Origin of the sequence: Rhizobium sp. WYCCWR10014 (genome assembly GCF_001657485.1) — a bacterium.
Lineage (GTDB): Bacteria > Pseudomonadota > Alphaproteobacteria > Rhizobiales > Rhizobiaceae > Rhizobium.
Window position 1 is genome coordinate 284248 of record NZ_LXFU01000048.1, and the last position, 23545, is coordinate 307792.

At 62.5% G+C, this 23545-nt stretch carries 21 protein-coding genes; 13 read left to right on the top strand and 8 right to left on the bottom strand.

What is annotated here, in order from left to right; all coding sequences use genetic code 11:
* Positions 1–153: 153 nt before the first annotated feature.
* The 3 genes from A6U98_RS27420 (at position 154) to A6U98_RS27430 (ending at position 3662) form a co-directional block, all read left to right on the top strand.
* Positions 154–1014, top strand: coding sequence for a VOC family protein (locus tag A6U98_RS27420; RefSeq protein ID WP_064654102.1), 861 nt, complete (start codon positions 154–156; stop codon positions 1012–1014).
* 171 nt (positions 1015–1185) lie between these two features.
* Positions 1186–2352, top strand: a complete 1167-nt coding sequence (locus A6U98_RS27425; protein WP_064654103.1) for an AI-2E family transporter — start codon at positions 1186–1188, stop codon at positions 2350–2352.
* 17 nt (positions 2353–2369) lie between these two features.
* Positions 2370–3662 carry an FAD-dependent oxidoreductase gene (locus tag A6U98_RS27430; RefSeq protein WP_064654171.1) on the top strand — a complete coding sequence of 431 codons (1293 nt, stop codon included), beginning with the start codon at positions 2370–2372 and terminating at the stop codon, positions 3660–3662.
* A 51-nt stretch (positions 3663–3713) separates the two neighbouring features.
* Here A6U98_RS27430 and A6U98_RS27435 read toward each other — a convergent pair whose 3' ends face one another.
* Entirely contained in the window at positions 3714–4526 is an 813-nt protein-coding gene (locus tag A6U98_RS27435; RefSeq protein WP_064654104.1) for a polysaccharide deacetylase family protein, read from the bottom strand.
* A gap of 101 nt (positions 4527–4627) precedes the next feature.
* Positions 4628–5017, bottom strand: a complete 390-nt coding sequence (locus A6U98_RS27440; protein ID WP_027685438.1) for a DUF930 domain-containing protein — start codon at positions 5015–5017, stop codon at positions 4628–4630.
* A 264-nt stretch (positions 5018–5281) separates the two neighbouring features.
* Here A6U98_RS27440 and A6U98_RS27445 point away from each other — a divergent pair, with 264 nt between their 5' ends.
* Both A6U98_RS27445 and A6U98_RS27450 read left to right on the top strand, forming a co-directional pair.
* A complete protein-coding gene (locus tag A6U98_RS27445; RefSeq protein WP_064654105.1) occupies positions 5282–7390 on the top strand; it encodes a S9 family peptidase in 2109 nt (702 codons plus the stop codon).
* Between the two features lie 202 nt (positions 7391–7592).
* A complete protein-coding gene (locus A6U98_RS27450) occupies positions 7593–8117 on the top strand; it encodes a DUF1697 domain-containing protein (protein ID WP_064654106.1) in 525 nt (174 codons plus the stop codon).
* A gap of 12 nt (positions 8118–8129) precedes the next feature.
* Here A6U98_RS27450 and A6U98_RS27455 read toward each other — a convergent pair whose 3' ends face one another.
* A complete protein-coding gene (locus A6U98_RS27455) occupies positions 8130–8798 on the bottom strand; it encodes a TetR/AcrR family transcriptional regulator (RefSeq protein WP_064654107.1) in 669 nt (222 codons plus the stop codon).
* 218 nt (positions 8799–9016) lie between these two features.
* Here A6U98_RS27455 and A6U98_RS27460 point away from each other — a divergent pair, with 218 nt between their 5' ends.
* Together A6U98_RS27460 and A6U98_RS27465 are read left to right on the top strand one after the other, a co-directional pair.
* Positions 9017–9964, top strand: a complete 948-nt coding sequence (locus tag A6U98_RS27460; RefSeq protein ID WP_064654108.1) for a homocysteine S-methyltransferase family protein — start codon at positions 9017–9019, stop codon at positions 9962–9964.
* 21 nt (positions 9965–9985) lie between these two features.
* A complete protein-coding gene (locus A6U98_RS27465) occupies positions 9986–10216 on the top strand; it encodes a hypothetical protein (protein WP_064654109.1) in 231 nt (76 codons plus the stop codon).
* 17 nt (positions 10217–10233) lie between these two features.
* On the opposite strand, the gene A6U98_RS27470 is transcribed toward A6U98_RS27465, so the two are convergent.
* The gene (locus A6U98_RS27470; protein ID WP_064654110.1) at positions 10234–11685 is read right to left on the bottom strand and encodes a DHA2 family efflux MFS transporter permease subunit; all 1452 of its coding nucleotides are present in this window, start codon (positions 11683–11685) and stop codon (positions 10234–10236) included.
* Between the two features lie 249 nt (positions 11686–11934).
* On the opposite strand from A6U98_RS27470, the gene A6U98_RS27475 reads away from it, so the two are divergent.
* From A6U98_RS27475 to A6U98_RS27490, 4 genes are all read left to right on the top strand, one after another.
* The gene (locus A6U98_RS27475; protein WP_064654111.1) at positions 11935–13437 is read left to right on the top strand and encodes a protein adenylyltransferase SelO; all 1503 of its coding nucleotides are present in this window, start codon (positions 11935–11937) and stop codon (positions 13435–13437) included.
* Between the two features lie 154 nt (positions 13438–13591).
* Positions 13592–15322 (top strand): ABC transporter ATP-binding protein, encoded by a 1731-nt coding sequence (locus tag A6U98_RS27480; protein WP_064654113.1) that lies wholly within the window; start codon positions 13592–13594, stop codon positions 15320–15322.
* A 206-nt stretch (positions 15323–15528) separates the two neighbouring features.
* Entirely contained in the window at positions 15529–17868 is a 2340-nt protein-coding gene (locus A6U98_RS27485) for a glucose/quinate/shikimate family membrane-bound PQQ-dependent dehydrogenase (RefSeq protein WP_064654115.1), read from the top strand.
* Positions 17869–17939: 71 nt separating this feature from the next.
* Positions 17940–18404, top strand: coding sequence for a hypothetical protein (locus A6U98_RS27490; RefSeq protein ID WP_064654117.1), 465 nt, complete (start codon positions 17940–17942; stop codon positions 18402–18404).
* Positions 18405–18646: 242 nt separating this feature from the next.
* Here the strand turns inward: A6U98_RS27490 and bla are convergent, their stop codons facing one another.
* From bla to dmeR, 3 genes are all read right to left on the bottom strand, one after another.
* Positions 18647–19576: a class A beta-lactamase gene (gene bla, locus A6U98_RS27495; RefSeq protein WP_064654118.1), complete on the bottom strand. Its 930-nt coding sequence runs from the start codon at positions 19574–19576 to the stop codon at positions 18647–18649.
* A 111-nt stretch (positions 19577–19687) separates the two neighbouring features.
* A complete protein-coding gene (dmeF, locus tag A6U98_RS27500; protein WP_064654120.1) occupies positions 19688–20668 on the bottom strand; it encodes a CDF family Co(II)/Ni(II) efflux transporter DmeF in 981 nt (326 codons plus the stop codon).
* 104 nt (positions 20669–20772) lie between these two features.
* Positions 20773–21045, bottom strand: coding sequence for a Ni(II)/Co(II)-sensing transcriptional repressor DmeR (gene dmeR, locus A6U98_RS27505; RefSeq protein WP_003546569.1), 273 nt, complete (start codon positions 21043–21045; stop codon positions 20773–20775).
* A gap of 269 nt (positions 21046–21314) precedes the next feature.
* Here dmeR and A6U98_RS27510 point away from each other — a divergent pair, with 269 nt between their 5' ends.
* Positions 21315–21809 carry a GNAT family N-acetyltransferase gene (locus tag A6U98_RS27510; protein WP_064654122.1) on the top strand — a complete coding sequence of 165 codons (495 nt, stop codon included), beginning with the start codon at positions 21315–21317 and terminating at the stop codon, positions 21807–21809.
* A 107-nt stretch (positions 21810–21916) separates the two neighbouring features.
* Complete coding sequence (locus tag A6U98_RS27515) at positions 21917–22546, top strand: glutathione S-transferase family protein (RefSeq protein ID WP_064654124.1); 630 nt, start codon at positions 21917–21919, stop codon at positions 22544–22546.
* A 40-nt stretch (positions 22547–22586) separates the two neighbouring features.
* On the opposite strand, the gene A6U98_RS27520 is transcribed toward A6U98_RS27515, so the two are convergent.
* Positions 22587–23501: a cytochrome c gene (locus A6U98_RS27520; RefSeq protein WP_064654126.1), complete on the bottom strand. Its 915-nt coding sequence runs from the start codon at positions 23499–23501 to the stop codon at positions 22587–22589.
* Positions 23502–23545: the final 44 nt, after the last annotated feature.

Sequence of the window (23545 nt, forward strand, 5' to 3'; positions counted from 1 at the left end):
AATGCGCCATATAGGGATCAAGTACGGCAGCCTAGGGAGATCAGGCGAATGAACCGGCGAAACTTTCTTGGGCTTGCCACAGGCGGCATGTTTGCCGCCACCGCCGGTACGCCATCTATTTTACGGACCAATTCAGAGGCAGGAGAACAAGCCATGACGACCGAAACTTCCTATGCGCTGACGCGGCCCGCCTATATCGACCAGTCGCATCTTGTTGTGACCGACCTCGGTCTGGTTTCCGGTTTCTACCAATCGATGCTCGGCCTGAAGGTGATCGAGAAGACGGCGAGCGGCGAAGTGCTGGGTGTCGGCGATCTGCCTTTGCTGACCCTGACCACCGCAAAGAATGCCATGATCGCGCCGCGCAATGCCGCCGGCCTTTTCCACACCGCCTTCCTGATGCCGGACCGGACGGAGCTCGCACGCTGGCTGCGCCATGCGGCAAACAACAACGTCGCGCTCGACGGCGCCTCGGACCATCTCGTCAGCGAAGCGATCTATCTTTCCGACCCCGAAGGCAACGGCATCGAGATCTATGCCGACCGGCCGCACGAACAATGGAAATTCCATGAGGACGGCATGGTGGAGATGGCGACGCTGCGCCTCGACCTGCAGGCGCTCTACAACAGCGCGCCTGATGAGCGCTGGGACGGCATGGCTGCGGGGACGGCGATCGGCCACCTGCATCTGCAGGTCGGCGACATCCCGCAGGCAGACGCCTTTTACCGCGACGTCCTCGGCCTCAAGCTGATGGCGCGTTATCCGGGCGCGAGCTTCTTTGCGAGCGGCGGCTACCACCACCATCTCGGCGCCAATATCTGGAACAGCCGCGGCGCCATGGCACGCGCCGGCAATATGACCGGACTTTCGGACTACAAGATCCGTTTCAACGACAAGGCGACACTGGATACGGCGGTCTCCAAGCTCGATGCGCTGGAGATAAAGAGCGAGACGCGCGACGGCGGCGTATTCCTCAGGGATCCCTGGGGTATCGGCCTGACGCTTTCAGCCTAGTTTTCAGGTTGCTGCGGATCAGCGGTTGAAGAGGCCCCGCCATGCAGGCGATGCGCGTGCGCTTGAAGACAGGCTGCATGCGCTTTGCCGGACGGGTTGCTCCCTCGCGGAACCGGAACCGTGCCGGCGCGTTTCCGTGAGGAAGCAATGGGGCTTCGGGGACCTCACCGCATGGGCATCGCCAATGGCATCCGCAAACAAGCAAAGAAGATCGCGATCGGCGAACGCCACACCAGCGCCTGGGCACAGTCGCTGAAGGAAGCGGCCGAAGAGCTGCCGCCGCCCCCGCTGCACCGGCTCGAAAAGGACGGGCTCGACGTCAGCATGGCCTGGGCGATCATCGGAATCTTCGGCATTCTCTTCCTTGCCGCCGTCTATTTCATGTCGCTCATCCTCATCCCGATCACGCTTGCCGTCGTCGTCGGCATGATCCTCGGCATGGCGGCGGAAAAGCTCAGCCGCATGGGGGTGCCGCGGCTTGCCAATGCCTTCATTCTGTCAAGCAGTGTGGCGCTCGTGATCTTCTTGTTGATCAACTCGCTTGCCGACCCGCTAATGACGCTTGCCAATGAGGGCCCGGCCTTCGCCGAGCGGACCATAAACCGCGTCATGCCTTATCTGGAGCGCATCAGATGGCTGCATATCACGCCGGCGACATTCGAAAGCGGGTCGATGTCGATCGGTGCGCTACTCGAAAACACCGGCAACGTGCTGCACGTGGTGACGAGTAGCCTGACGCCGGCACTGGTGCAGGGAATGATCTTCTTTGCGGCGCTGCTGTTCTTCCTCGCTGGTCGGGTCAATCTGCGCAAGACGATCATCATGACCTTCCGCACCCGCACGCAGCGTCTGGCGGCGATCCGCGTCATCAATGCCGTCGAACAGGTGCTCGGCTTCTATTTCGCCACGGCCTCGCTGATCTATGTTGGGCTCGGCGTGGTCATGACTGTCATCGCCTATGCCGGCGGGCTGTCGGCCCCGGTGCTCTGGGGCTTCTTCGCCTTCCTGTCGAGCTTCATCCCCTATCTCGGCATCACGCTCATGACGCTTGCCGTCGCGATTGCCGGCATCCTGAGCCATGATGGTCTCCTCATCGGCCTGATGCCGGCCGCGGCCTTCTTCACAGTCCATCTCCTTATGGAGAACCTGATCTTCCCGGCGGTGATGGGACGGCGGCTGGAAATCAATCCCTTCGTCGTCTTCCTCGCCATCCTGTTCTGGACATGGATGTGGGGCGCCGTCGGCGCGATGCTGGCGCTGCCGCTTTCGCTGATCGTCATGACAATTATCGACGAATTGCTGATCGAGGAAAAGCAGCAGCCGCAGTTGCCGAAATGATCAACCGGGGGACGTCAGTGGCATCTGATCTCGAGCTTGCCGAATCCGATCACGACCAGATGGTCAGCGGCCGTTCTCTCTGGGGGAAGAGCGGTATAAGGCCGGAATGGCGGCCGATTGCGCAGAGCTTTTCCACCGACGTCGCCGTGATCGGCGGCGGCATCACCGGTGCCTTGGTGGCGGAACATTTGACGGCCCGCGGTTTTTCCGTGGCGCTCATCGACCGGGAGGAACCCGGTTTCGGCAGCACCGCGGCGAGCACGGCGATGCTGCAATGGGAAATCGACAGCACGCTGACCGAGCTCGAGGATTATTACGGCTTCGAGCGCGCGGCCGGCATCTACCGCCGCAGCGGTGCTGCGGTCGCCGGCCTTTCCAAGCTGATCGCCGCAAACGAGATCGCCTGCGGCTTTCGCTCGCGCAATACGCTCTATCTGGCTGACGGCCGCGAAGGCGCGCGCAACCTCTTGGAGGAGCGCCAGCTTCGTCGCCGGGCGGGCCTGCCCGGCGTCTATCTCGAACATCCCGATCTCTTCACACAATTCGAACTCGACCGGGATGGGGCGATCTATTCGCCGGGTTCGGCGGAGTGCGATCCGCTGCTTCTAACCTGGGCGCTCCTGGAGATGGCCGTCCGGCGCGGCGCGCGGCTGGTCAATGCTTCCGTGACCGCGCTTCACAGCGAAGGCGATCACGTCACGGCAGAGATCGATGGAGGCCACGTCATCGAGGCGCGGCATGTCGTGCTGGCGACCGGCTATTCGATGCCGGGTCTCGATATGCCGAAGCTGCACCGCTCGAGTTCAAGCTGGGCGCTCGCCACCGTGCCGCAGGACCCGGCAAATTTCTGGCGCGACAGGGCGCTGATCTGGGAGGACAGCCACCCCTATCTCTACATGCGCACGACGGCGGACAATCGCATCGTCGCCGGCGGCGAGGATGACGATACCACGGATGCCGAGATACGAGATCGGAAGCTGCCGGCCAAGACCATGGCAATCCAGGAGAAGATGAAGCGGCTGTGGCCGAAAGCGGATACGCGGGTGGAACACGCCTGGTGCGGCACTTTCGGCGAGACGGTCGACGGTCTGCCGCTGATCGGCCCGGTGCCGGAGACGCCGCATGTGTTTGCCGCCTATGGCTACGGCGGCAACGGCATTACCTTTTCCTACCTCGCCGCGCAGATGATGGGCGCCATGCTCGCCGGCATGCATCGGGACTGGTTCGAGGATTTCGCGCTCGACCGCGACGGACCGGGCTTACGCCGCTTTGGAGAGGATGTGGCGCGGGGCGGGAAGGAACTGAGGTAAGGTCCCACATTGACTGTCGTGCCGTGGCCGCCCCCTACTGCACGCTTTCAATCACTCGGTCGTCTTGTCGTCGCCAGTATCCTCGACATCCTCGAGGCGGACGAACTGCGTGCCCTTCGCCTTGAGATCGACCAGCGCCTTGGCCACCCCCTCGCCGGCCGCATGCGTCGGCTGGTTGATGTGGGAGATGACGACGTCGCCGTCCCTGGCCGAGGCGATGCGCTTTTCGGTGATAACAGCCCCGAGCAGCGAGCCGCCGTCGCCGTTCACCGAATAACCGGCAATGCGATAGCCCATGGCGCGAATCTGACCGATGGCGGAAAGGTCATATTTGGCGGTCGAGCCGCGGAACCAGTGCGGCGCCGGGATGCCGGCACCGACCATCGCGGCAGCGCCGCCTTCGACCTCCTGCCGCACCGCCTGCGGCGAGCCGGCAGACGCGATGCCATAGATCAGCGTCGGCGTGTCGACGGCCGGAATATGGTTCTGGCCATGATTTTCGAGTTCGAAGAGATCGGGATTCTGCAGGAACACAGCGACCGCAGCGGGATTGCGCTTCAGCCAGCGGGCGGTGACGAAGATCGTTGCCGGGATGCGTTCCCGCACCAAGGTGGAAAGGATGCGCTCGTCCGCCCGGCCCATGCAGGCATCGAAGGTCAGCGCAATGCGGGCATGGCCGGCGACGTTGGAACGGGCGATATGCAGATGCGGCTCGACGAGTTTTGGCGCCGGCGCCTTCGGGGCCGCACCGACTGCAGCCGGGACCTGTCCGAGTGCGGCCGGCACGGCTGACGGAATTTCGTCCGCCAATGCAGTTGATATGGTGGAAAAAAGGAACGCCGAAGCGAGCAGGATGCGGTTCATACGATAGATTTCTATGATTCGAACTGCCGATTTTAGCGGCGGCTCTCCCCCGGCGCCATGCGGCCGGTTGTCACCGCAGCTGCTTGGACGGACGGGCAGCATCAATCATAGAGATAATACTTGTCCCACTTCTCGCGCGGCACCTTCTCGCCGATCTCGTAATTGAGTTCGCGCACGTTGATATGCTGCGGACCGGTGATGCAATTGTAAGAGAGATGGTACCAGTCGCCCTTGCTGCGGAAGACGGCACCCGGCGCGTCCAGCGAATTGTCGCCAGGAATCGGGTCCTTGAAGGTGTAAGCGATCACCTTGTCGGGCTTGAAGCCGGTGCTGTCCTTGTTGATGCGGCTCATCGCCTCGGTGTCGCAGCTCTGTTCCAGGCGGGTCGAGGGATCGAGTTTTTCCAGCTGCTTCTTGATGGCGGGATCGACGGCAAAGGCGGGGGCTGCAAGGCTTGCGAGGGATACAAACAGGACCAGACGTTTCGGCATTGTGGAGAAATCCCTTACTGTTCTGCAATTCTTACCCTACCGCCGGCAGCTTGCCGGCAGCTTGCCGGGAGCTTGGCGCGTGCAAATTTCGCACGACGAGAGCGGACTTTCTTAAATATTGTGGTGACATCAAGGCAAGGCGGGCAGAGCGTCCTCCTTGTCTGTGGAAGGGCAACTCTACCCTTGGCGCAGCCTTGCCGCTTGATCCGGCGGCGGCGCGCCTCTATCTCTTGCCAACCCGACATTCCGACCCGGAGCCATTCCTTGTCCGTTTTCAAGAGCCTGCCGACACCGCCTGCCGCACCGAAGAAGCCGATCTCCGATACGCGCCACGGCATCACCCGCACGGACGACTATGCCTGGCTGCGCGCCGACAACTGGCAGGCGATGTTCAAGGATCCGTCGATCCTCGACCCTGAGATCCGCCGCCATCTCGAAGCCGAAAACACGTATATGAACGCGGCGATGGAGGACACCAAGCCTCTGCAGAAGGTGCTGTTTGCCGAAATGCGCGGCCGCATCAAGGAAGACGACAGCTCTGTGCCGATGAAGGACGGCGCCTATGCCTACGGCACCTTCTATGTGACAGGCGGCGAACAGCCGCGTTATTTCCGCATTGCCCGCGACGGCAATGTTGCCGACGAAACGATCCGCACCGTGCTGCTCGACGGCGACAAGGAGGCCGCCGGCAAGGCCTATTTCCGCCTCGCCGGCCTCGACCATACGAGCGACCACAGCCGCGGCATCTGGGGCTATGACGACAAGGGCTCGGAATTCTTCACGCTGCAGGTGCGCGATCTCTCGACCGGAGAAGACCTTGCCGACCGGATCGAAAATACCGGCGGCGGCGGCGTCTGGGCGCCCGACGGCAAGAGCTTCTTCTATTCGGCGCTCGACGAGAACCACCGGCCGTCGAAGGTGTTCCACCACATTCTCGGCCAGCCGCAGTCGGAAGACCGGCTGGTCTATGAGGAAGCGGATGCCGGCTTCTTCATGGGCGTCGGCGGCTCGCTGCTCGACGATTTCATCTATATCGACATCCACGACCACGAAACCAGCGAATACCGGCTGCTATCGACCAAGGACCTCACAGCCGAGCCGAAGCTGGTGGCAGCGCGCGAAGAGGGCATCGAATATTCGCTGACCGAGGGCGGCGACGTCTTCTACATCCTGACGAATGACGACGGTGCCAAGGATTTCAAGATCATGGAAGCGCCGGTCGACAATCCGGTGAAAGAGAACTGGCGCGAGGTCGTGCCGCATAAGCCCGGTACGCTCATCATCAGCCACATGGCCTATGCCCGCCATCTCCTGTGGCTGGAGCGCAAGGACGGGCTGCCGCAGATCATGATCCGCGACCGGAAGACCGGCGAGGAACATGCGATCGCCTTCGCCGAGGAAGCCTATTCGCTGGGACTGCAGGGTGCGGCGGAATACGACACCGATATCATCCGCTTCTCCTATTCGTCGATGACGACACCGTCGCAGCTCTACGACTACAACATGGTGACGCGCGAGCGCACGCTGTTGAAGACGCAGGAAGTGCCATCCGGCCACAATCCCGACGACTACGTCACGCGCCGCGTCTTTGCCCCGGCATGGGATGGCGAGAAGGTGCCGGTCACCCTGCTCTATCGCAAGGATACCCCACTCGACGGCAGCGCGCCCTGCCTGCTCTACGGCTATGGCGCCTACGGCATCACCATTCCGGCCGGCTTCAACACCAATTGTCTATCGCTTGCCGACCGCGGCTTCGTTTATGCGATTGCCCATATCCGCGGCGGCAAGGACAAGGGATTTTCCTGGTACGAAGACGGCAAGATGGACAAGAAGACGAATACCTTCAAGGACTTCGTCGCGGCGGCCGATTATCTGAATCAACAGAAGTTCACCTCTTACGCGAAGATCATCGCCGAGGGGGGATCGGCCGGCGGCATGCTGATGGGTGCGGTTGCCAACATGGCGCCGGAGAAGTTCGCCGGCCTCATCGCCGCCGTTCCCTTCGTCGACGTGCTCAACACCATGCTCGACGACACTTTGCCGCTCACCCCGCCGGAATGGCCGGAATGGGGCAACCCGATCGACAGCAGGCAAGAATACGAGCAGATCGCATCCTACTCGCCCTATGACAATGTCGACGCAAAAGCCTACCCGCCTATCCTGGCGCTCGGCGGCCTGACCGACCCGCGCGTCACCTATTGGGAGCCGGCCAAGTGGGTGGCGAAGCTGCGCGACAAGACGACGGGCGACGCGCCGATCCTGCTCAAGACGAACATGGACGCCGGCCACGGCGGCGCCTCCGGCCGCTTCCAACGGCTGGAAGAGATCGCGTTCGAGTATGCGTTTGCGATCAAGGTTGCCGGCAAGATGTGACGCTGGATGGGGCCTTGCCTGAGACACCCCCCTCTGCCCTGCCGGGCATCTCCCCCACAGGTGGGGAGATCACAAGTGGCTTGAACGCCGTGCCCCTCTATCGTTTCGCCGTGCTGGCGCCGATTGTTTTGGGGAAGCCGTGCGCCCAGCCAATCTCCCCACCTGTGGGGGAGATGCGGGCTCGGTACAAGGGGAGAGAGAAATGCCCGTCTATATCGCCCTGCTGCGCGCCGTCAATGTCGGCGGCACCGGCTCTTTGCCGATGGCTGAGCTGAAGGCGATCTGCGAAGGCCTCGGCTTTTCCGACGTGAAGACCTACATCCAGAGCGGCAACGTGCTTTTCCGCTCGGATGAGGCGGAAAAGACGGTGGAGGAGCGGCTCGACGAGGCGCTCGGCAAGACGATGGGCAAACGCCCAGGGGTGATGGTGCGCAGCCGCAAAGAGCTCGACAAGCTTGCCGCCGACGCACCCTTTCCCAAGGCCAAGCCGAACTTCCTGCTCGTCTACTTTCTGCATGAAAAGGCGCCCGGCGATGCGCTGGAAAAGATGGTGGCGCCCGACGGCGAGGAGGCCAAGCTCGCCGGCCGGGAAATCTATGTACATTATCCCAATGGTTCCGGCCGCTCGAAGCTGAAACTGCCGGCGCTGAAGCCTGGAACATCGCGCAATCTCAACACCGTGCGCAAGCTCGCGGAAATGGCGGCGGCGCTGGAAGGCAAGAACTGAGGGCTCAAGAAATTAGTGCGGTTCTGCGCTTCCATGAAAGGCTGAGCCGCCCGACACCCTCGGCATTTCCACTACCGGCAGGAAGAGCATCTTCACGAAGGTGCGGAGCATCAGCACCTGTTCGGCCAGCGTGTTCGGCTCCTTCAGCGTCTTCGACAAAACGATGCCGCCTTCCAGGACGGAGGACACCATGTCAGCGAGTTGGTCGACGTCGACGGGTTCGCGCGGCGGATAGACAGCCATGATCTCCCGGAGCATGAGGCCGAAGCGGCGGCGCCAGGCAAGCACAGCATTCCGGTTGGTCTCCTGTATCTCGCGGTCGAACAGCCGCTCGTAATAGCAGACGGTTGCCACGAGGCAGCCGGGATGGCCGTTCGGCAGGTCGGAGAGCAATTCGGAAAGCAGCTTCAGGCCGAGAAGGAAGGATTGCAGCGGATCGCCGGTCAGCTCGCGCGCGCGGCTGAAGATCTCATCATAGATGCGCTCGTCATTTTCGATGTAGCGGTTGAGCAACGCCTTGGCGAGCTCGTTCTTGTCCCTGAAATGATAGAAGAAGCCGCTCTTGGTGATGCCGGTCTCGGCGATCAGTTCCTCGATGGAGGTGCCGCCGAAACCCTTCTGCAAGACAGCCGCTTCGGCCACATCGAGAATGCGGGTCCGCGTTTCCTCGCCCTTTCGCATGTCCCCTCCTGTACCGGCGGTACAGTTTTCAGTGTTGCACGACCGGACCTGCCGCCGCCCCGGGCAGGATCGGTTGAAGCAAGCGATTGATATCAATCCGTAAAAACCAAAACCGCTGGCAGTATACCGCAAGTCGTCTAGTTTCGCAGCCGATTAAACGCCAGAACATCATTCATCGACGGCAGCCAATGGGGTGCTGCGAGGGAGAGGCTTCAACAATGGCAAAGTACAGAAACGGTTTGCCGCAGCTCAAAAGCGGCACCTTCATTAGCGATGGCGGCATGGAAACGACGATGATCTTCCAGGAAGGGATCGAGCTTCCGCATTTCGCCGCCTTCATATTGCTGGCTTCCGAAGAGGGGCGGCAGCGCTTGCGGAATTACTATCGCCGTTATCTCGATATCGCCCGGCGGCACGGCACGGGCTTCGTGCTCGACACCGCCACATGGCGGGCCAATCCGGACTGGGGGCAGAAGCTCGGCTATAGCAGCGAAGCCCTGAAGGCGGTCAACGCGGAGGCCGTCGACCTGCTCGTCGGCTTACGCAGCGCCTATGAGCGGCCGGAGCAGCCGATCGTCATCAGCGGCGCGATCGGCCCGCGCGGCGACGGCTACAAGGCAGGCTTCATGGATGCGGTCGAAGCGGAAGACTACCACGCCTTTCAGATCGGGACTTTTGCCGGCACGGAAGCCGACATGGTGAGCGCCTTCACGCTGACCAATATCGACGAGGCGATCGGCGTGGCGCGGGCGGCACAGTCGCTCGGCATGCCCTCGGCCATCTCCTTCACGCTGGAGACGGATGGCCGGCTGGTGACGGGCCGCAGCATTCAGGACGCGATCGAGACGACGGATGCGGCGACCGGCGGAGCGCCGGCCTATTACATGATCAATTGCGCCCATCCGACGCATTTCGAAACAGCGCTCGATCCTGGAAGTGCCTGGGTGAAACGCATTTCCGGCATCCGCGCCAATGCCTCGACCATGAGCCATGAGCAGTTGGACAATAGCGAAACGCTGGATGCGGGCGATCCCAAAGATCTCGGACGCCGCTACCGCAAGCTCATCGACCGCATGCCTGCCGTGCGCGTGCTTGGCGGCTGCTGCGGCACCGACCACCGCCATGTCGCGGCGATCTGCGAGGCATGCCTGCCGCAGGCGGCATGACGACCTGAGAGGGAGGAGAGAATGACGATTGAGGGCATGATGATGCGTGAGAGCCGCTGGCACGATCTGTGGCTTTTTATCACCGTACGGCAGAGGCGCACCGAGCCTGAGGCCGCCGTGGAGGTGGCGCTGCAAGATAGCGATCTCGCCTTCGGGGGCTTGCCCGGCCCGATGACCTACGGGCTCGAGGCGGAGCGGCGGGAGGGCCGGCCCTTGCGACGCAGGCGGCTACGGGAGCCTGCCGGCTTCTGACGAAAGGAAAGGCGGCGTCAGCCTTTGGCGACGGCGCCTTTCTGTTTGGCCTTGTAGCCGGTGATCTCCTCGCCGGCAGTCGGCGAGAAGCGCAGGTTCCAGAAGGTCGCGGTTATCGAGATGATCGTGACGACGATGAAGGCGGCCGAGAAATCGCCAAGGGCCGGCGTTTCGGCACCATTGAAGGCCATGGAGCCGTGCAGCGCCAAGGCGCCGATGCAGATGCCGAGCGACAGCATCAACTGCTGGAAGGTGGTGTAGAAGCTGGTGGCCGAGCTCATCCGCTCCTTGCTGATCTCGTCATAGGCAATGGTGTTATAGGCCGTGAACTGGAACGACAGGAAGAAGGCGCTGAGCACCAGGACGACGAAGATCAGCGGCATCGGCCAGTCCGGCCGGAAGGCGGCACAAAGACCATAGCCGATCGTCCCGAGGATACCGTTGAGGATGAGGCTCCTGCGGAAGCCCAGCCGGCGGAAGACAAACTTCGCCATCGGCTTCATGGCGAGAGCGCCAAGCGCGGTCGCGATGATGATCTGGCCGGCCGCGGCGGCAGACAGGCCGAAGCCGATCTGGAAGAGCAGCGGCAGCAGGAAGGGCTGCGCTCCTTGCGTGATGCGCGTCAGCGAACCGGCAATGACCGACGTGCCGAAGCTCGGCACCTTCATCAGCGAGAAATCCATGATCGGCGACGGGTGCTTGCGGGCATGTCTGAGATAGGCGATGCCGAAGAGCAGGCCAAGCGCGATCAGGAAGATCGAAAACGCACCCTCGCCCTCATGGCTCGACATTTCGAAGCCGAAGAGCAGCGAGCCGAGCGAGATGCCCGAGAGGATGAAGCCGATCGTATCGAACGGACCGCTTGCCTTTCCCTTCACCTCGTCGATGTAGATCGAGACGAAGATCATACCGATGATGCCGATCGGCACGTTGATATAAAAGATCCAGCGCCAGTCGAGATAGGTGACGATGAAGCCGCCGAGCGGCGGGCCGACGATCGGGCCGATCAGCGCCGGCACGAGCAGCCAGGACATGGCGCTGACCATATCCTTGCGGTCGACGCTGCGCATCAGCACCAGGCGCCCGACCGGCATCATCATCGCGCCGCCGATGCCCTGCAGCAGCCGCGCCAGCACCAGGAAGGACAGCGTCGGCGCGAGCGCGCAGAGGATGGAGCCGACGACGAAGACGGCGATGGCCGAGCGGAAAACGGTGCGGGAGCCGAAACTGTCGGCCATCCGGCCGCTCGCGGGAATGAAGATCGCAAGGCTCAGGAGATAGGAGGTCAGGGCGATCGACATGGCCGGGGCGCTGACACCGAAATCGCGCGCCATGGTCGGCAGCGCGGTTGCAAGCACGGTCGCATCGATGTTTTCCATCAGCATCGCACTCGCGACAATCATCGCGATCACCCGGAAATTGGGCGTGGCGCGCCGAACCATCGGCGCCTGGTAAATCTGATCCGACATCGTCCGGGATCACTCGCGGTGGCGCGGCGGAGCACACAAGGCAGCAAGGCCGCGGGGGATGACATGGCGCAAAGCCAAGGGGAGACGATTTGCTATACGCCTGCGATCATGGCGGCGCTATGTCGTTTATGGCAAAGCTGCTTTGACGAGAGGTAAAGGCAGATCACGATTCCTTGCATGGGTCTGTTCTTCGTGAAGGTCTTCATCGCCCGGCTTGCGCGGCATGCATCCTAGCCCTACCTATGAACCATGACCTCCGCCCTGCAGAAAAACCGGCCCGGTGCGGCCTTTCCGTTCGACAACAGCTATGTCGGCTTGCCCCCACACTTCTTTGCGGCGCAAGCGCCGACTGCGGTGGCGGAGCCTTGGCTGATCAAGCTCAACGAGGCGCTTGCCGCCGAGCTTGGGCTCGACGTCGAGGCCCTCCGCCGCGACGGTGCGGCGATCTTTTCCGGCAATCTCGTTCCCGAAGGGGCCGAGCCGCTGGCGATGGCCTATGCCGGGCATCAGTTCGGCGGCTTCTCGCCGCAGCTCGGTGATGGTCGGGCGATCCTGCTCGGCGAAGTGGTCGATCGCAGCGGCAAGCGCTACGACATCCAGCTGAAGGGCGCCGGACCGACGCCTTTTTCGCGCCGCGGCGATGGGCGGGCGGCAATCGGGCCGGTGCTCAGGGAATATATCATCAGCGAGGCGATGTTTGCGCTCGGCATTCCCGCCACGCGGGCGCTGGCGGCGGTGACGACAGGCGAGCCGGTCTATCGCGAAGAGGTGCTGCCGGGCGCGGTCTTCACCCGCGTCGCGGCCAGCCATATCCGCGTCGGCACGTTCCAGTACTTCGCGGCCAGGGGTGATACCGACGGCGTGCGGGCTCTGGCCGATTATGTGATCGACCGGCACTATCCCGCATTGAAAGAGGCCGAGAACCCGTATCTCGCGCTCTTCGAAGCGGTCTCCGAGCGCCAGGCGGCGCTGATTGCCCGCTGGCTGCATGTCGGCTTCATCCATGGCGTGATGAATACGGACAATATGACCGTCTCCGGCGAGACGATCGATTTCGGCCCCTGTGCCTTCATGGATACCTATGATCCGGCGACCGTCTTTTCGTCGATCGACCAGCATGGGCGTTACGCCTATGCCAACCAGCCCGGCATCGGCCAATGGAACCTCGCAAGGCTCGGCGAAACGCTGCTGCCGCTGATCGACGCCGAGCCCGACAGCGCGGTCGACAAGGCCAATGCGGTGATCAAGAGCTACGGCGAACGGTTCCAGGCGCATTGGCTGGCCGGCATGCGCGATAAGATCGGCGTTGCCGGCGAAGAGGACGGCGATCTCGAGCTGGTGCAGGCGCTGCTGTCGCTGATGCAGGCGCAGGGCGCCGATTTCACCCTGACCTTTCGGCGGCTGTCGGACCTTGCCGGCGATGATGCCGCAGAGCCTGAATTTGCCACAAGTTTCCGCGAGCCGGACGCCTGCGGCGCGTGGCTCACGCAGTGGCGAGAGCGGCTCTCACGCGATCCGCAGACGGCCACCGAGCGCGCCATTGCCATGCGCAGCGTCAATCCGGCCTTCATTCCACGCAATCACCGGGTCGAACAGGCGATCGAGGCCGCCGTCGAGAACGGCGATTTCTCGCTGTTCGAGGCGCTGCTGAGCGTGCTTTCGAAACCCTATGAGGACCAGCCGGGCTTTGCCGCCTATAGGGAACCGCCGAAGCCCAGCGAACGGGTGCTTGCGACCTTCTGCGGAACGTGACAGGCGCCTTGATCGTTTGGGTGCGGCAGTTGCGCCACAACGATCCGCTTCCATCCGGCCTGCGACGAATAGGACTGTCCTTGCGGGATCGCCGCCGCTACAGCGTTCTTGACCAGGAGCGGCGCCTCCTTTCGTATTTCCCGTGGGGCCGTCCATGCTGCTCAGATTCTTTCGCTACTACAGTCCCTACAAGCAATTGTTCTTTCTCGATTTCGGCTGCGCGGTCGTTGCCGGGCTGCTCGAACTCGGCTTTCCCATCGCCGTCAAGCTCTTCGTCGACACCCTGCTGCCGCAGCGGGACTGGTGGCTGATTGCGGCAACGGCCGGGCTGCTGCTCATCATCTACCTGTTCAACACGGCGCTGATGGCGGTGGTCAATTATTGGGGCCATGCGCTCGGAATCGGCATCGAGACCGATATGCGCCGTCAGGCTTTCGACCATATCCAGAAGCTGTCCTTCCGCTATTTCGACAACAACAAGACCGGTCACCTGATCACCCATGTGACCAAGGATCTCGAAGAAGTCGGCGAAGTCGCCCATCATGGTCCCGAAGACCTGTTCATCGCGATCATGACCTTCATCGGCGCCTTCGTGCTGATGTTTACCGTGCACTGGAAGCTGGCGCTGCTGACGACCGCCATCGTGCCGTTCATGACCTGGCTGGTCAGCCGCTACGGCGCCAAGATGACGCTCAGTTGGCGCGACCTGTTCCGGCAGGTCGGCGAGTTCAATACACGTGTGCACGAGAGCGTCGGCGGCATCCGCGTCGTCAAGGCTTTCGCCAACGAGGATCATGAACGGGATCTGTTCGCCCGCAACAACGAGGGCTACAGGGCAACCAAACTCAACGCCTATGCCTATATGACCGCCAGCATCACGCTCAGCTATTTCAGCACGCGCTTCGTGCAGCTGGTGGTGATGATATCGGGAACCTGGTTCGTGATATCGGGCGAACTCAGCTATGGCGGCTTCGTCGGCTTCCTGCTGCTGGTCAATGTGTTCTTCCGGCCGATCGACAAGATCACCTCGGTGCTGGAAAGCTATCCGAAGGGCATCGCCGGCTTCAAGCGCTTCACGCAGCTGATCGACACCGCCCCTGATATCGCCGACCGGGTAAACGCGATCAGCGTCGATCACCTTGCCGGCAACATCGTCTACCGGAATGTGAGCTTCGGCTATACCGGCGACGGCAAGGTGCTCGACGGGCTCGACCTTTCGATCGCGGCCGGCGAGACGATCGCCTTCGTCGGCCCGTCCGGCGCCGGCAAGACGACGATCTGCTCGCTGCTGCCGCGCTTTTACGAGGTGGATTCCGGCTCGATCCTGATCGACGGCATCGACATCCGCGACATGACGCAGAAATCGCTGCGTTCGCAGATCGGCATCGTCGCCCAGGACGTCTTCCTGTTCGGCGGCACCATCCGCGACAATATCGCCTATGGCCGGCTCGGCGCCGACGACGCGGCGATTATCGACGCATTGCGGCGCGCCGCGCTCGACGAATACGTGCTGTCGCTGCCGAACGGGCTCGATACCGTCGTCGGCGAACGCGGCGTCAAGCTTTCCGGCGGGCAGAAGCAGCGCCTGGCGATCGCCCGCATCTTCCTGAAAAACCCGCCGATCCTCATTCTCGACGAAGCCACCTCAGCGCTTGATTCGGCGACCGAATATGCCATCCAGCAGTCGCTGTCGGCACTGTCCAAGGGACGCACCACGCTGGTCGTCGCCCATCGGCTCGCCACCATCCGCAATGCCGACCGCATCGTCGTGGTGGGAACGTCAGGCATCGTCGAACAGGGCACGCACAGCCAACTGCTGGCGCACGAAGGCGGCTACGCCAGGCTGCATCAAGCCCAATTCGGCGGATTCGGACCGACTGCATAATTCCTCAAATCGATTCCGATTTGAGGAATTATGCAGCATTCAAAGTGTTACAGCGTCCTTTTGCGCGTCTTAAAAGACGCGCGGCGCTGTAGCTGGCCTGCGGCAATTGTGGCCGTTGAAAGGCATCTCCTTCGCGCTATCTGCCTGATCGGCGGGGCTTTTCCGCCGATCCTTCACCCCGGCTAACCTCAGCGGGAGACAGCCTTATGGCGATCATCGTAACCTCCATCTTCTTCATCATCATCGGGCTCACTCTCGGCGGCGGCGGGCTCTGGCTCGTCACGCTCGGCGGCAGCGTCTTCTATCTATTCGCCGGGCTGATGTTTCTGATTACCGCCGGGCTGCTGTTGATGCGCAAGGCGGTGGCGCTCTGGGTCTATGCAGTGCTGGTCGTCGCGGCACTTGCCTGGGCGATCTGGGAGGTCGGCTTCGACTGGTGGCAGCTTGGGCCGCGCGGCGGCATGATCATCCTGCTCGGGCTCTGGCTGCTGACGCCGTGGATCCGGCGGCCGCTCGGCCTGCGCAGCCCGACGGGCATCACCTACGCCGCAAACCCCTGGCCGCTCGCCGTACCTGTCATTCTCGCCATCCTCGTCGCTCTCTATTCGATGACGACTGACCCGCATGATCTCGCCGGCGAGCTGCCTAAGGATACGGTCGCCGCCAATCCCGCCTTCGGCGGCAGCGTGCCGGATGGCGAATGGCATCAATACGGCCGCACGCCCTTCGGCCAGCGCTATTCGCCGCTCGACCAGATCACCGCCGAGAACGTCTCCACCCTCAAGGAAGCCTGGCGATACCAGACCGGCGACGTCAAGCGGCCGGACGATGTCGGCGAGACGACCTATCAGGTGACGCCGCTCAAGGTGAAGGACACGCTCTATCTCTGCACGCCGCATAACTGGGCGATCGCGCTCGACGCCAAGACCGGCAAGGAGAAATGGAAATACGACGCCAACTCCGGCATGAACCCCGACCGGCAGCATCAGACCTGCCGTGGCATCACCTATTATGCCGATCCTGCCGTTGCCGCCGGCCAGCCCTGCGCCGAGCGCGTCTACCTGCCGACATCAGACGCCCGGCTGATTGCGCTCGATGCGGCGGACGGGAAAGTCTGCACCAGCTTTGCCGACCAGGGCGTGCTGCATTTGGAAACCGGCATGCGCTACAATCCGGCCGGCTATTATTATTCCACTTCGCCGCCGGTCGCGGTGGCGGGCAAGATCATCGTCGGCGGGGCGGTGAACGACAATTATTCGACGGAGGAGCAATCCGGCGTCATCCGCGCTTTCGACATCAACACCGGCGCGCTGGTTTGGAACTGGGATTCCGGCAATCCCGACGCGACGACGCCGATCACCGCCGGCCAGACCTATACGACCAACTCGCCGAACAGTTGGTCGGTCTTCAGCGTCGACGAGGCGCTCGGCATGGTCTACATCCCGCTCGGCAACCAGGTGCCCGACCAGATCGGCATCAACCGCAGCGACAATGTCGAGAAATTCTCCTCCTCGATCGTCGCGCTCGATATCGCCACCGGCCAGCTACGCTGGGTGCGCCAGACGGTGCACCACGATCTCTGGGACATGGACGTGCCGGCCCAGCCGGCGCTGATCGACTTGACCAAGCAGGATGGAACCGTGGTTCCGGCCCTGGTCGGCCCGACCAAGCAGGGCGATATCTATGTGCTCGACCGGCGCAGCGGCGAGCCGATCATCCCGATCAAGGAAATCCCGGCGCCTGACGGAGCGGTTTCGGGCGATCATACCTCGCCGACGCAGCCGATCTCGGACCTCACCTTCTCGCCCGAGCCGCTCCAGGAAAAGGACATGTGGGGCGTGTCGCTGTTCGATCAGATGGCCTGCCGTATCGACTTCCACCGCTACCACTATGAGGGCCGTTATACGCCGCCTTCGCTTAAAGGGACGATCGTCTATCCCGGCAATTTCGGCACCTTCAACTGGGGTTCGGTGGCGGTGGATCCGGAGCGGCAGATCATGTTCGGCATGCCGACCTATCTCGCCTTCACCTCGCGCCTGGTGCCGGCCGCCGATATTCCGCCGAGAGGCCAGGACGAGAAGGGCAGCGAACAGGGGCTCAACCGCAATGACGGCGCGCCCTACGGCGTCTTCATGGGTCCCTTCCTCGGGCTGCTCAAAATCCCCTGCCAGGCGCCGCCATGGGGCTATGTCGCCGGCGTCGATCTGCGCACCGGCAAGATCGCCTATATGCACAAGAACGGCACCGTGCACGACATGACGCCATTGCCCCTGCCCTTCAAGGTGGGCGTGCCCGGCATCGGCGGGCCGATGCTGACCAAGGGCGGCGTCGCCTTCCTGGGCGCCGCGGTCGACAACTACCTGCGCGCCTATGACGTGACGAGTGGGCGCGAGCTTTGGCAGGGACGGCTTCCTGCCGGCGGCCAGGCGACGCCGATGACCTATATGGCGGATGATAACAAACAATATGTCGTCATGGTCGCCGGCGGCCACGGCTCGGTCGGCACCAAGCCCGGCGATTATGTGATCGCCTATACGTTGCCGTGACGCGAAACTTCCCGCAAGCTCTGCGCAGGTTTACCGCTTCATTCTCTCCCCGGTTTTCGGGGAGAGTTTTTATGGAAATCTCTAGCAATATTCGCAATTATTACGGCATCGGCGGTCTTTTCGATCAGTCGGCCAAATCCAAGAATCAGCAGACGACGGACTTCACCAAAACGACGCCCAATGCCGCGCCCGGTCTCGAACCCAGCAGCACGCCGCCTTCGATCGCCAATACGATCTGGGCGCTGCAAAGCAGCGAAGGCCCTTATATCAACCCGCCATCCGACGAAGAAGTGGCGGCGAGTGCTGCGCATGATTCCCTGGTCAATGAATTCTCCAAATGGGGCAACATGACGCCGGCGGAATATATCCGGGCCCGCTACCTCGAGCAGCACGATCTGACCGAGGCCGATCTGGCCGCCATGCCGGCCGACCAGCGCGCCGCAATTGAGAAGGAAATCGCCGAGCAGATCAAGCGCGAGATGGCCGGCATCGAGGATGACGGCACCGAGACGGCGGAAGAGGTTCCGGCTGCTTGAGCGGGAGCATTTCGAATTGCCCGCCTTTGAGAAGACCCCTCCCCAACCCCTCCCCACAAGGGGGAGGGGCTGCCGTGTGGCGCCCGTTGCATTTCATTCCTGACGATGCAGCGTGTGGCAGCGTATTTTGGTGGCAGGATCTCGCCTCAGGTTAGTCCCTCCCCCTTGTGGGGAGGGGTTGGAGAGGGGTATTCCGACGCGAACCGGACAGCTGTCGATGATGCCCTTCGCATTTTCATGATTCACACCATCTCGACGATCATGCGGCCGACTTCGGCAAAGAGGGGGTTGAGCTCCTTCGCCGGCACGGTCGCCTGGCTGATATAGACGGCTGCGACGATCGGACCGCGATCCGGCGGCCAGATCACTGCGATATCGCCGAGAGAGCCGGTCTGGCCGGTGCCGGTCTTGTCTCCGACCTTCCAATCCGCCGGCAGGCCGGCCCGCAGCCGTTCCTTGCCGGTCGTGCTTGCCACCAGCCAGGCAATCAGCCTGTCTGAGGAGGCCTCGGCCAGGACCGAGCCGAGCGTCAGATTGCCGAGCGTGTCGAGCATCGCATCCGGGGTCGTCGTGTCGCGCGGATCGCCCTTCCGGCCCTCGTTCAACGTCGGCTCGGTGCGGTCGAGACGGGTGGTGCCGTCACCGATCGAGCGCAGCCAATCGGTCAGGCCCGCCGGACCGCCGAAACTTTCGAGCAGCAGGTTGCCGGCGGTGTTGTCGCTGACGGTCACCGCCGCCTCGCAGAGTTCGGCAATGGTCATGCCATCGGTGCCAGCATGTTTTTCGCTGATCGGCGAATAGTCGACGAGCTTGTCCTTGCCGTAGTTCACCCGCCGGTCGAGGTTCTCCTCGCCCTTGTCGGCCCGGGCAAGCACAAAAGCGGCGGCCAGCGCCTTGAAGGTGCTGCACATCGGGAAGGCCTCGCTGCCGCGGTAGCCGAAGGTGATGCTCGTCTGGGTGTCGAGCACCGAGACGCCGAGGCGGCCGCCGGTGCGTTTTTCCAAAGCGGCAAGGCGGCGGTCGATATTGTCGTCGCCCTCCTCAGCACTCTCCTTGGCGCCCTCCTCGGCCCCCTCCTCAGCATTGGCGGGAATCGCCAGCGCGGGCAAGCCCATCGCAGGCAGCCACAATGCTGAGCCTATCAGCATGCGGCGGGTCAGACTGAGATCCATGAAATCCTCCGGCAAATCAGGAGCACAGAGCTAAAGCGCGATTGCGGCGGCATCTCGTCCCCGCGGCGATGATAATCGTCCGCCGAGCGTCTTATCGTCCGCCCGCGCCGATCATGCGGCGCGCGTGACCTCGACCGTCACATGAGACAGTTCTTCCAGCGCCGAAAGCCTGCCCTTGTAGAAAGCCGGGTCGCGCGGCTGCGAGGTGAGGACGGCGACGATTGCGGCATGATGGCCGGGGCCGACCTGCCAGACATGCAGATCGGTGATCCGGTCGCCCTCCGTCTCGATGGCGCCGCGGATTTCGGCCGGCAGCGTCTCGCCTTCGGGAACAACGTCGAGCAGGACCCCGCCGGAGGATTTCATCAGGCTCCAGGACCAGTTGGCAATGACTAGCCCGCCGATGATGCCCATCAGGGGATCGAGCCAGAGCCAGCCGTAAAGACTGCCAAGCGTCAGCGCCGCAATGGCGAGCACGGAGGTCAGGGCATCGGCGATGACATGCAGATAGGCGGCGCGGATATTGTTGTCGCCGGTCTTCGCGTGATGGGCATGATCGCCATGTCCATGATGATGATGATGGCCATGCCCATGATTGCCATGCCCGTGATGCGCGTGATGGCCGCCGCCGGCCAGCAGCCAGGCGCTTACCAGATTGACGACAAGGCCGATGACCGCCACGGCGATCGCCTGGGTAAATCCGATCGGCACCGGATTTGTGAGGCGCAGCAGGCTTTCCCAGGCCATCAGCAGGGCGATCAGGGCAAGGACGATGGCGCTGGCGAAGCCGGCGAGATCACCGAGCTTGCCGGTGCCGAAGGTGAAACGCGGATTGCGCGCCTGCCGGCGGGCGAAGAGATAGGCGAGTGCGGAAATCAGCAGCGCACTGGCATGGGTCGACATGTGCCAGCCATCGGCGACCAGGGCCATGGAGCCATAGACGGTGCCCGCGGCGATTTCCGCCACCATCATCACCGCCGTCAGCGCAATCACCAGCCAGATGCGACGTTCATTGTGCGCATGGCCGGCGCCGAGGAAGACATGATCATGTTCCAGGGCATCAATTCCAGCCTTCTCGATTCCGGCACTCATGACAGACTCCTTCGTCGCTCTAACTCTTTGTTTTTACGTAATTCTTGACAAAACCGCTTTGCGCTTTGCCCGGCAAAATCTCTTCACGCTTTGCCTGGAATTGCTCAGCGCATGTAGGTTCTCAAGACTTCCGATATTTCCTCGACCGCCTCGGCCCTGGCCGCATCGTCGGCGGCATTCAGCACATGCTCGCGCAGGTGATCGTCGAGCACCTCGCCGGTCAACCCGGTCAGGGCGCCGCGGATCGAGGCGAGCAGTTGCAGGATCTCGCCGCAGGGGCGCTCGGCCTCGAGCGCGCGCTCGACCGCCTCCATCTGCCCCTTCAGGCGGCTGATGCGGGCGACGAGCTTCTTTTTCTGCAGGGTGGTGTGGGACATAATGGTTCCCTCTATAGCATAGGGGGGAATACTATCAAGAGTGAAGCCGGGGCTCAATGCCTGTGATGGGCTCCAATCCGCCATTGACAAAGCCCGCGTTTCCGACGATCTATGATTCATGATCAAGAACGCGCACCAGAGCCGCTCGTATTTTTGGCTGTACCTGTAAAGGGCGGCTGGACAAGATCATATTGTCAACAAGCCGCCGTCAGGCGGCTTTGTTGTATCGGCAGCGTCCTGACGGCAGACTATCAAAGGACGCGAAGACCATGACCGAAATCGAAGACAGCGAAATTTCACTGATGCGCCCATCGGTGGTGACGATCCGCACCGCCAAGCCGCGCGACCTGCCCGAACTCAACGAGATGATCGCCCTGCTTGCCGCCCATCACGGCGATGCGGCTGCGACAACGGCGGAGCAGCTGGAGCGCGACCTCTTTGGCCCCCTGCCCTGGATCAATGCGCTCGTCGCCGAGACCGGCGAAGGGCTGATCGGCTACGCCATTCTCGTGCCGCTCTACAGGGCGCAGGAAGGCAAGCGCGGCATGGACCTGCACCACCTCTTCGTGCGTGACGGCCATCGCGGCCACGGCACCGGCCAGTTGCTTGTTGACCGGGCGCGCGAGACCGCCCGCAATGCCGGCTGTGGTTACCTCTCCGTCAGCGCCGCCACCGGAAACGTGCTGGCGCACCGCTTCTACGAACAGCTGGATTTCACCCCGCGTCCGGTTACCGGCATGCGCTACATGCAGTCGATCGCTTAGGGTGGCCGGCTCGAAGCTTCGGCTTTCGCAACAGCCGAAGCTCGACGCATCAAAACGGCTGCACAGGTTTGCGCGACATGCTTTGTCGATTTGCATAAGGAGCTTTCATGCCTGATTTCAAACTCCATTGTTTCGCTCTCTCGGGGAATTCTTACAAGGTCGCGCTGTTCTTTGCGCTTGCCGGCATCGAGTGGGAAAACATTCTCGTTGATTATCTGGGCGGTGAAACGCGAACCGAACAATGGCGAAAAACCATAAACGAACAGGGCGAGGCGCCTGTGCTCGAACATGGGCAAACGAAGATTAGCCAATCGGGGATCATCCTGGACTACTTGTCAGAGGTGACAGGCCACTTTGGCGCGCAGACAGCGGAAGAACGGCGTGACATCATGCGTTGGATTCTTTTCGACAACCATAAATTCACCAGCTACTACGCGACGCTGAGGTTCATGTATGGCCTTCATAAGAGCGGCGAGACGCCCGTCGTCGAGTTTTTGAGACTGAGGGCCAAAGCTGCCTATGCCATTGTTGACGAACATCTGGCGCACCGGCCTTTCATGGTCGGCGACCGGCTGACGATCGCAGACCTCTCTCTGGCGGGCTACGTCTTCATGCCGGAGGAAACCGGGATAGATCACAGCGCCTTCCCGGCTATCGCAGCCTGGAAGGATCGTATCAGCAAGATGCCCGGCTGGCGCCATCCCTATGATCTGATGCCGGGTCCCACCTCCCTATAATCAGGCGGCCGCAAAACCGCTGCGCAGTTGTGCGCATGCTTTAGCGTCCCGGCACGGCCTTCAGATAGGCGGCGATCGCTTCACGGTCGGAGGCCGGCAGATGGGCGATGTTCTGCTGCACATCAACCATCGAGCCGCCGACGGAATCGAAATCGGGGGTGAAGCCGGTTTCGAGGTAACTGGCGATATCGGCCTCGCTCCAGCCGCCGATGCTCTCGGAGGCCGGGGTGATATTAGGTATGCGGCCCTTGCCTTCCGGATTGGGCGCGCCGGCAAGCCACTGATCCGCCTTGAAGCCGCCGAGCGCATCACGCGGCGTATGGCATTCGCCGCAATGGCCGGGGCCTTCGACGAGATATTGCCCACGCTTGATCTTCTCGTCGCTCTTTGCCAGGGCGACGCGCGGCTGGTCGTTGAGATAGAGGAATTTCCAGCCGCCGAGCGCCAGCCGGATGTTGAAGGGGAACGGCAGCTCATGCGGCGGCGCAACGTTTGCGCTCTTCGGCAGGGCTTTCAGGAATGCATAGAGATCGTTGACGTCCTTGTCGCTCACGCGGGAATAAGAGCCGTAAGGAAAAGACGGGTAGAGATGCTGCCCGCCCGGTCCGACGCCGCGCTTCATCGCGTTGCCGAACTCGGCAAGCGTCCAGGTGCCGATGCCGGCTTTTTCATCGGGTGAGATGTTCGGCACGTGGAAGGTCCCGAAGGGGCTCTTCAATGCCAGGCCGCCTGAAAGTGTCAGCTTGGCATCGCCTTCGGACCCGGGTGCGGCATGACAGCTGACGCAGCCGCCCGCCCAAAAAACCATCTGGCCATTTGCCGGATCCGGCGCGCCGAGACCCGCCCAATGGCTCTCCGGCAGCGGATCTGGTGCGGTGACGAGATAGAAGGCGCCCCCGCCGAGGACGGCGACGCCGATCAGACAGAGCAGTACCCGGATGAACCTGCGGACCATGCGCCGCCTCCCCTGTTGTCAATATTTCCTTGCAGATCGATGCC

What these genes read in the sequence shown, in the direction of transcription:
- A6U98_RS27465 (WP_064654109.1), top strand. Translation starts at nt 9,986, where the DNA reads ATGACGATTGAGGGCATGATGATGCGTGAGAGCCGCTGGCACGATCTG.
- A6U98_RS27470 (WP_064654110.1), bottom strand. Translation starts at nt 11,685, where the DNA reads ATGTCGGATCAGATTTACCAGGCGCCGATGGTTCGGCGCGCCACGCCC.
- A6U98_RS27425 (WP_064654103.1), top strand. Translation starts at nt 1,186, where the DNA reads ATGGGCATCGCCAATGGCATCCGCAAACAAGCAAAGAAGATCGCGATC.
- A6U98_RS27440 (WP_027685438.1), bottom strand. Translation starts at nt 5,017, where the DNA reads ATGCCGAAACGTCTGGTCCTGTTTGTATCCCTCGCAAGCCTTGCAGCC.
- A6U98_RS27480 (WP_064654113.1), top strand. Translation starts at nt 13,592, where the DNA reads ATGCTGCTCAGATTCTTTCGCTACTACAGTCCCTACAAGCAATTGTTC.
- dmeF (WP_064654120.1), bottom strand. Translation starts at nt 20,668, where the DNA reads ATGAGTGCCGGAATCGAGAAGGCTGGAATTGATGCCCTGGAACATGAT.
- A6U98_RS27515 (WP_064654124.1), top strand. Translation starts at nt 21,917, where the DNA reads ATGCCTGATTTCAAACTCCATTGTTTCGCTCTCTCGGGGAATTCTTAC.
- A6U98_RS27520 (WP_064654126.1), bottom strand. Translation starts at nt 23,501, where the DNA reads ATGGTCCGCAGGTTCATCCGGGTACTGCTCTGTCTGATCGGCGTCGCC.
- A6U98_RS27455 (WP_064654107.1), bottom strand. Translation starts at nt 8,798, where the DNA reads ATGCGAAAGGGCGAGGAAACGCGGACCCGCATTCTCGATGTGGCCGAA.
- A6U98_RS27490 (WP_064654117.1), top strand. Translation starts at nt 17,940, where the DNA reads ATGGAAATCTCTAGCAATATTCGCAATTATTACGGCATCGGCGGTCTT.
- A6U98_RS27435 (WP_064654104.1), bottom strand. Translation starts at nt 4,526, where the DNA reads ATGAACCGCATCCTGCTCGCTTCGGCGTTCCTTTTTTCCACCATATCA.
- bla (WP_064654118.1), bottom strand. Translation starts at nt 19,576, where the DNA reads ATGGATCTCAGTCTGACCCGCCGCATGCTGATAGGCTCAGCATTGTGG.
- dmeR (WP_003546569.1), bottom strand. Translation starts at nt 21,045, where the DNA reads ATGTCCCACACCACCCTGCAGAAAAAGAAGCTCGTCGCCCGCATCAGC.
- A6U98_RS27420 (WP_064654102.1), top strand. Translation starts at nt 154, where the DNA reads ATGACGACCGAAACTTCCTATGCGCTGACGCGGCCCGCCTATATCGAC.
- A6U98_RS27475 (WP_064654111.1), top strand. Translation starts at nt 11,935, where the DNA reads ATGACCTCCGCCCTGCAGAAAAACCGGCCCGGTGCGGCCTTTCCGTTC.
- A6U98_RS27450 (WP_064654106.1), top strand. Translation starts at nt 7,593, where the DNA reads ATGCCCGTCTATATCGCCCTGCTGCGCGCCGTCAATGTCGGCGGCACC.
- A6U98_RS27485 (WP_064654115.1), top strand. Translation starts at nt 15,529, where the DNA reads ATGGCGATCATCGTAACCTCCATCTTCTTCATCATCATCGGGCTCACT.
- A6U98_RS27460 (WP_064654108.1), top strand. Translation starts at nt 9,017, where the DNA reads ATGGCAAAGTACAGAAACGGTTTGCCGCAGCTCAAAAGCGGCACCTTC.
- A6U98_RS27510 (WP_064654122.1), top strand. Translation starts at nt 21,315, where the DNA reads ATGACCGAAATCGAAGACAGCGAAATTTCACTGATGCGCCCATCGGTG.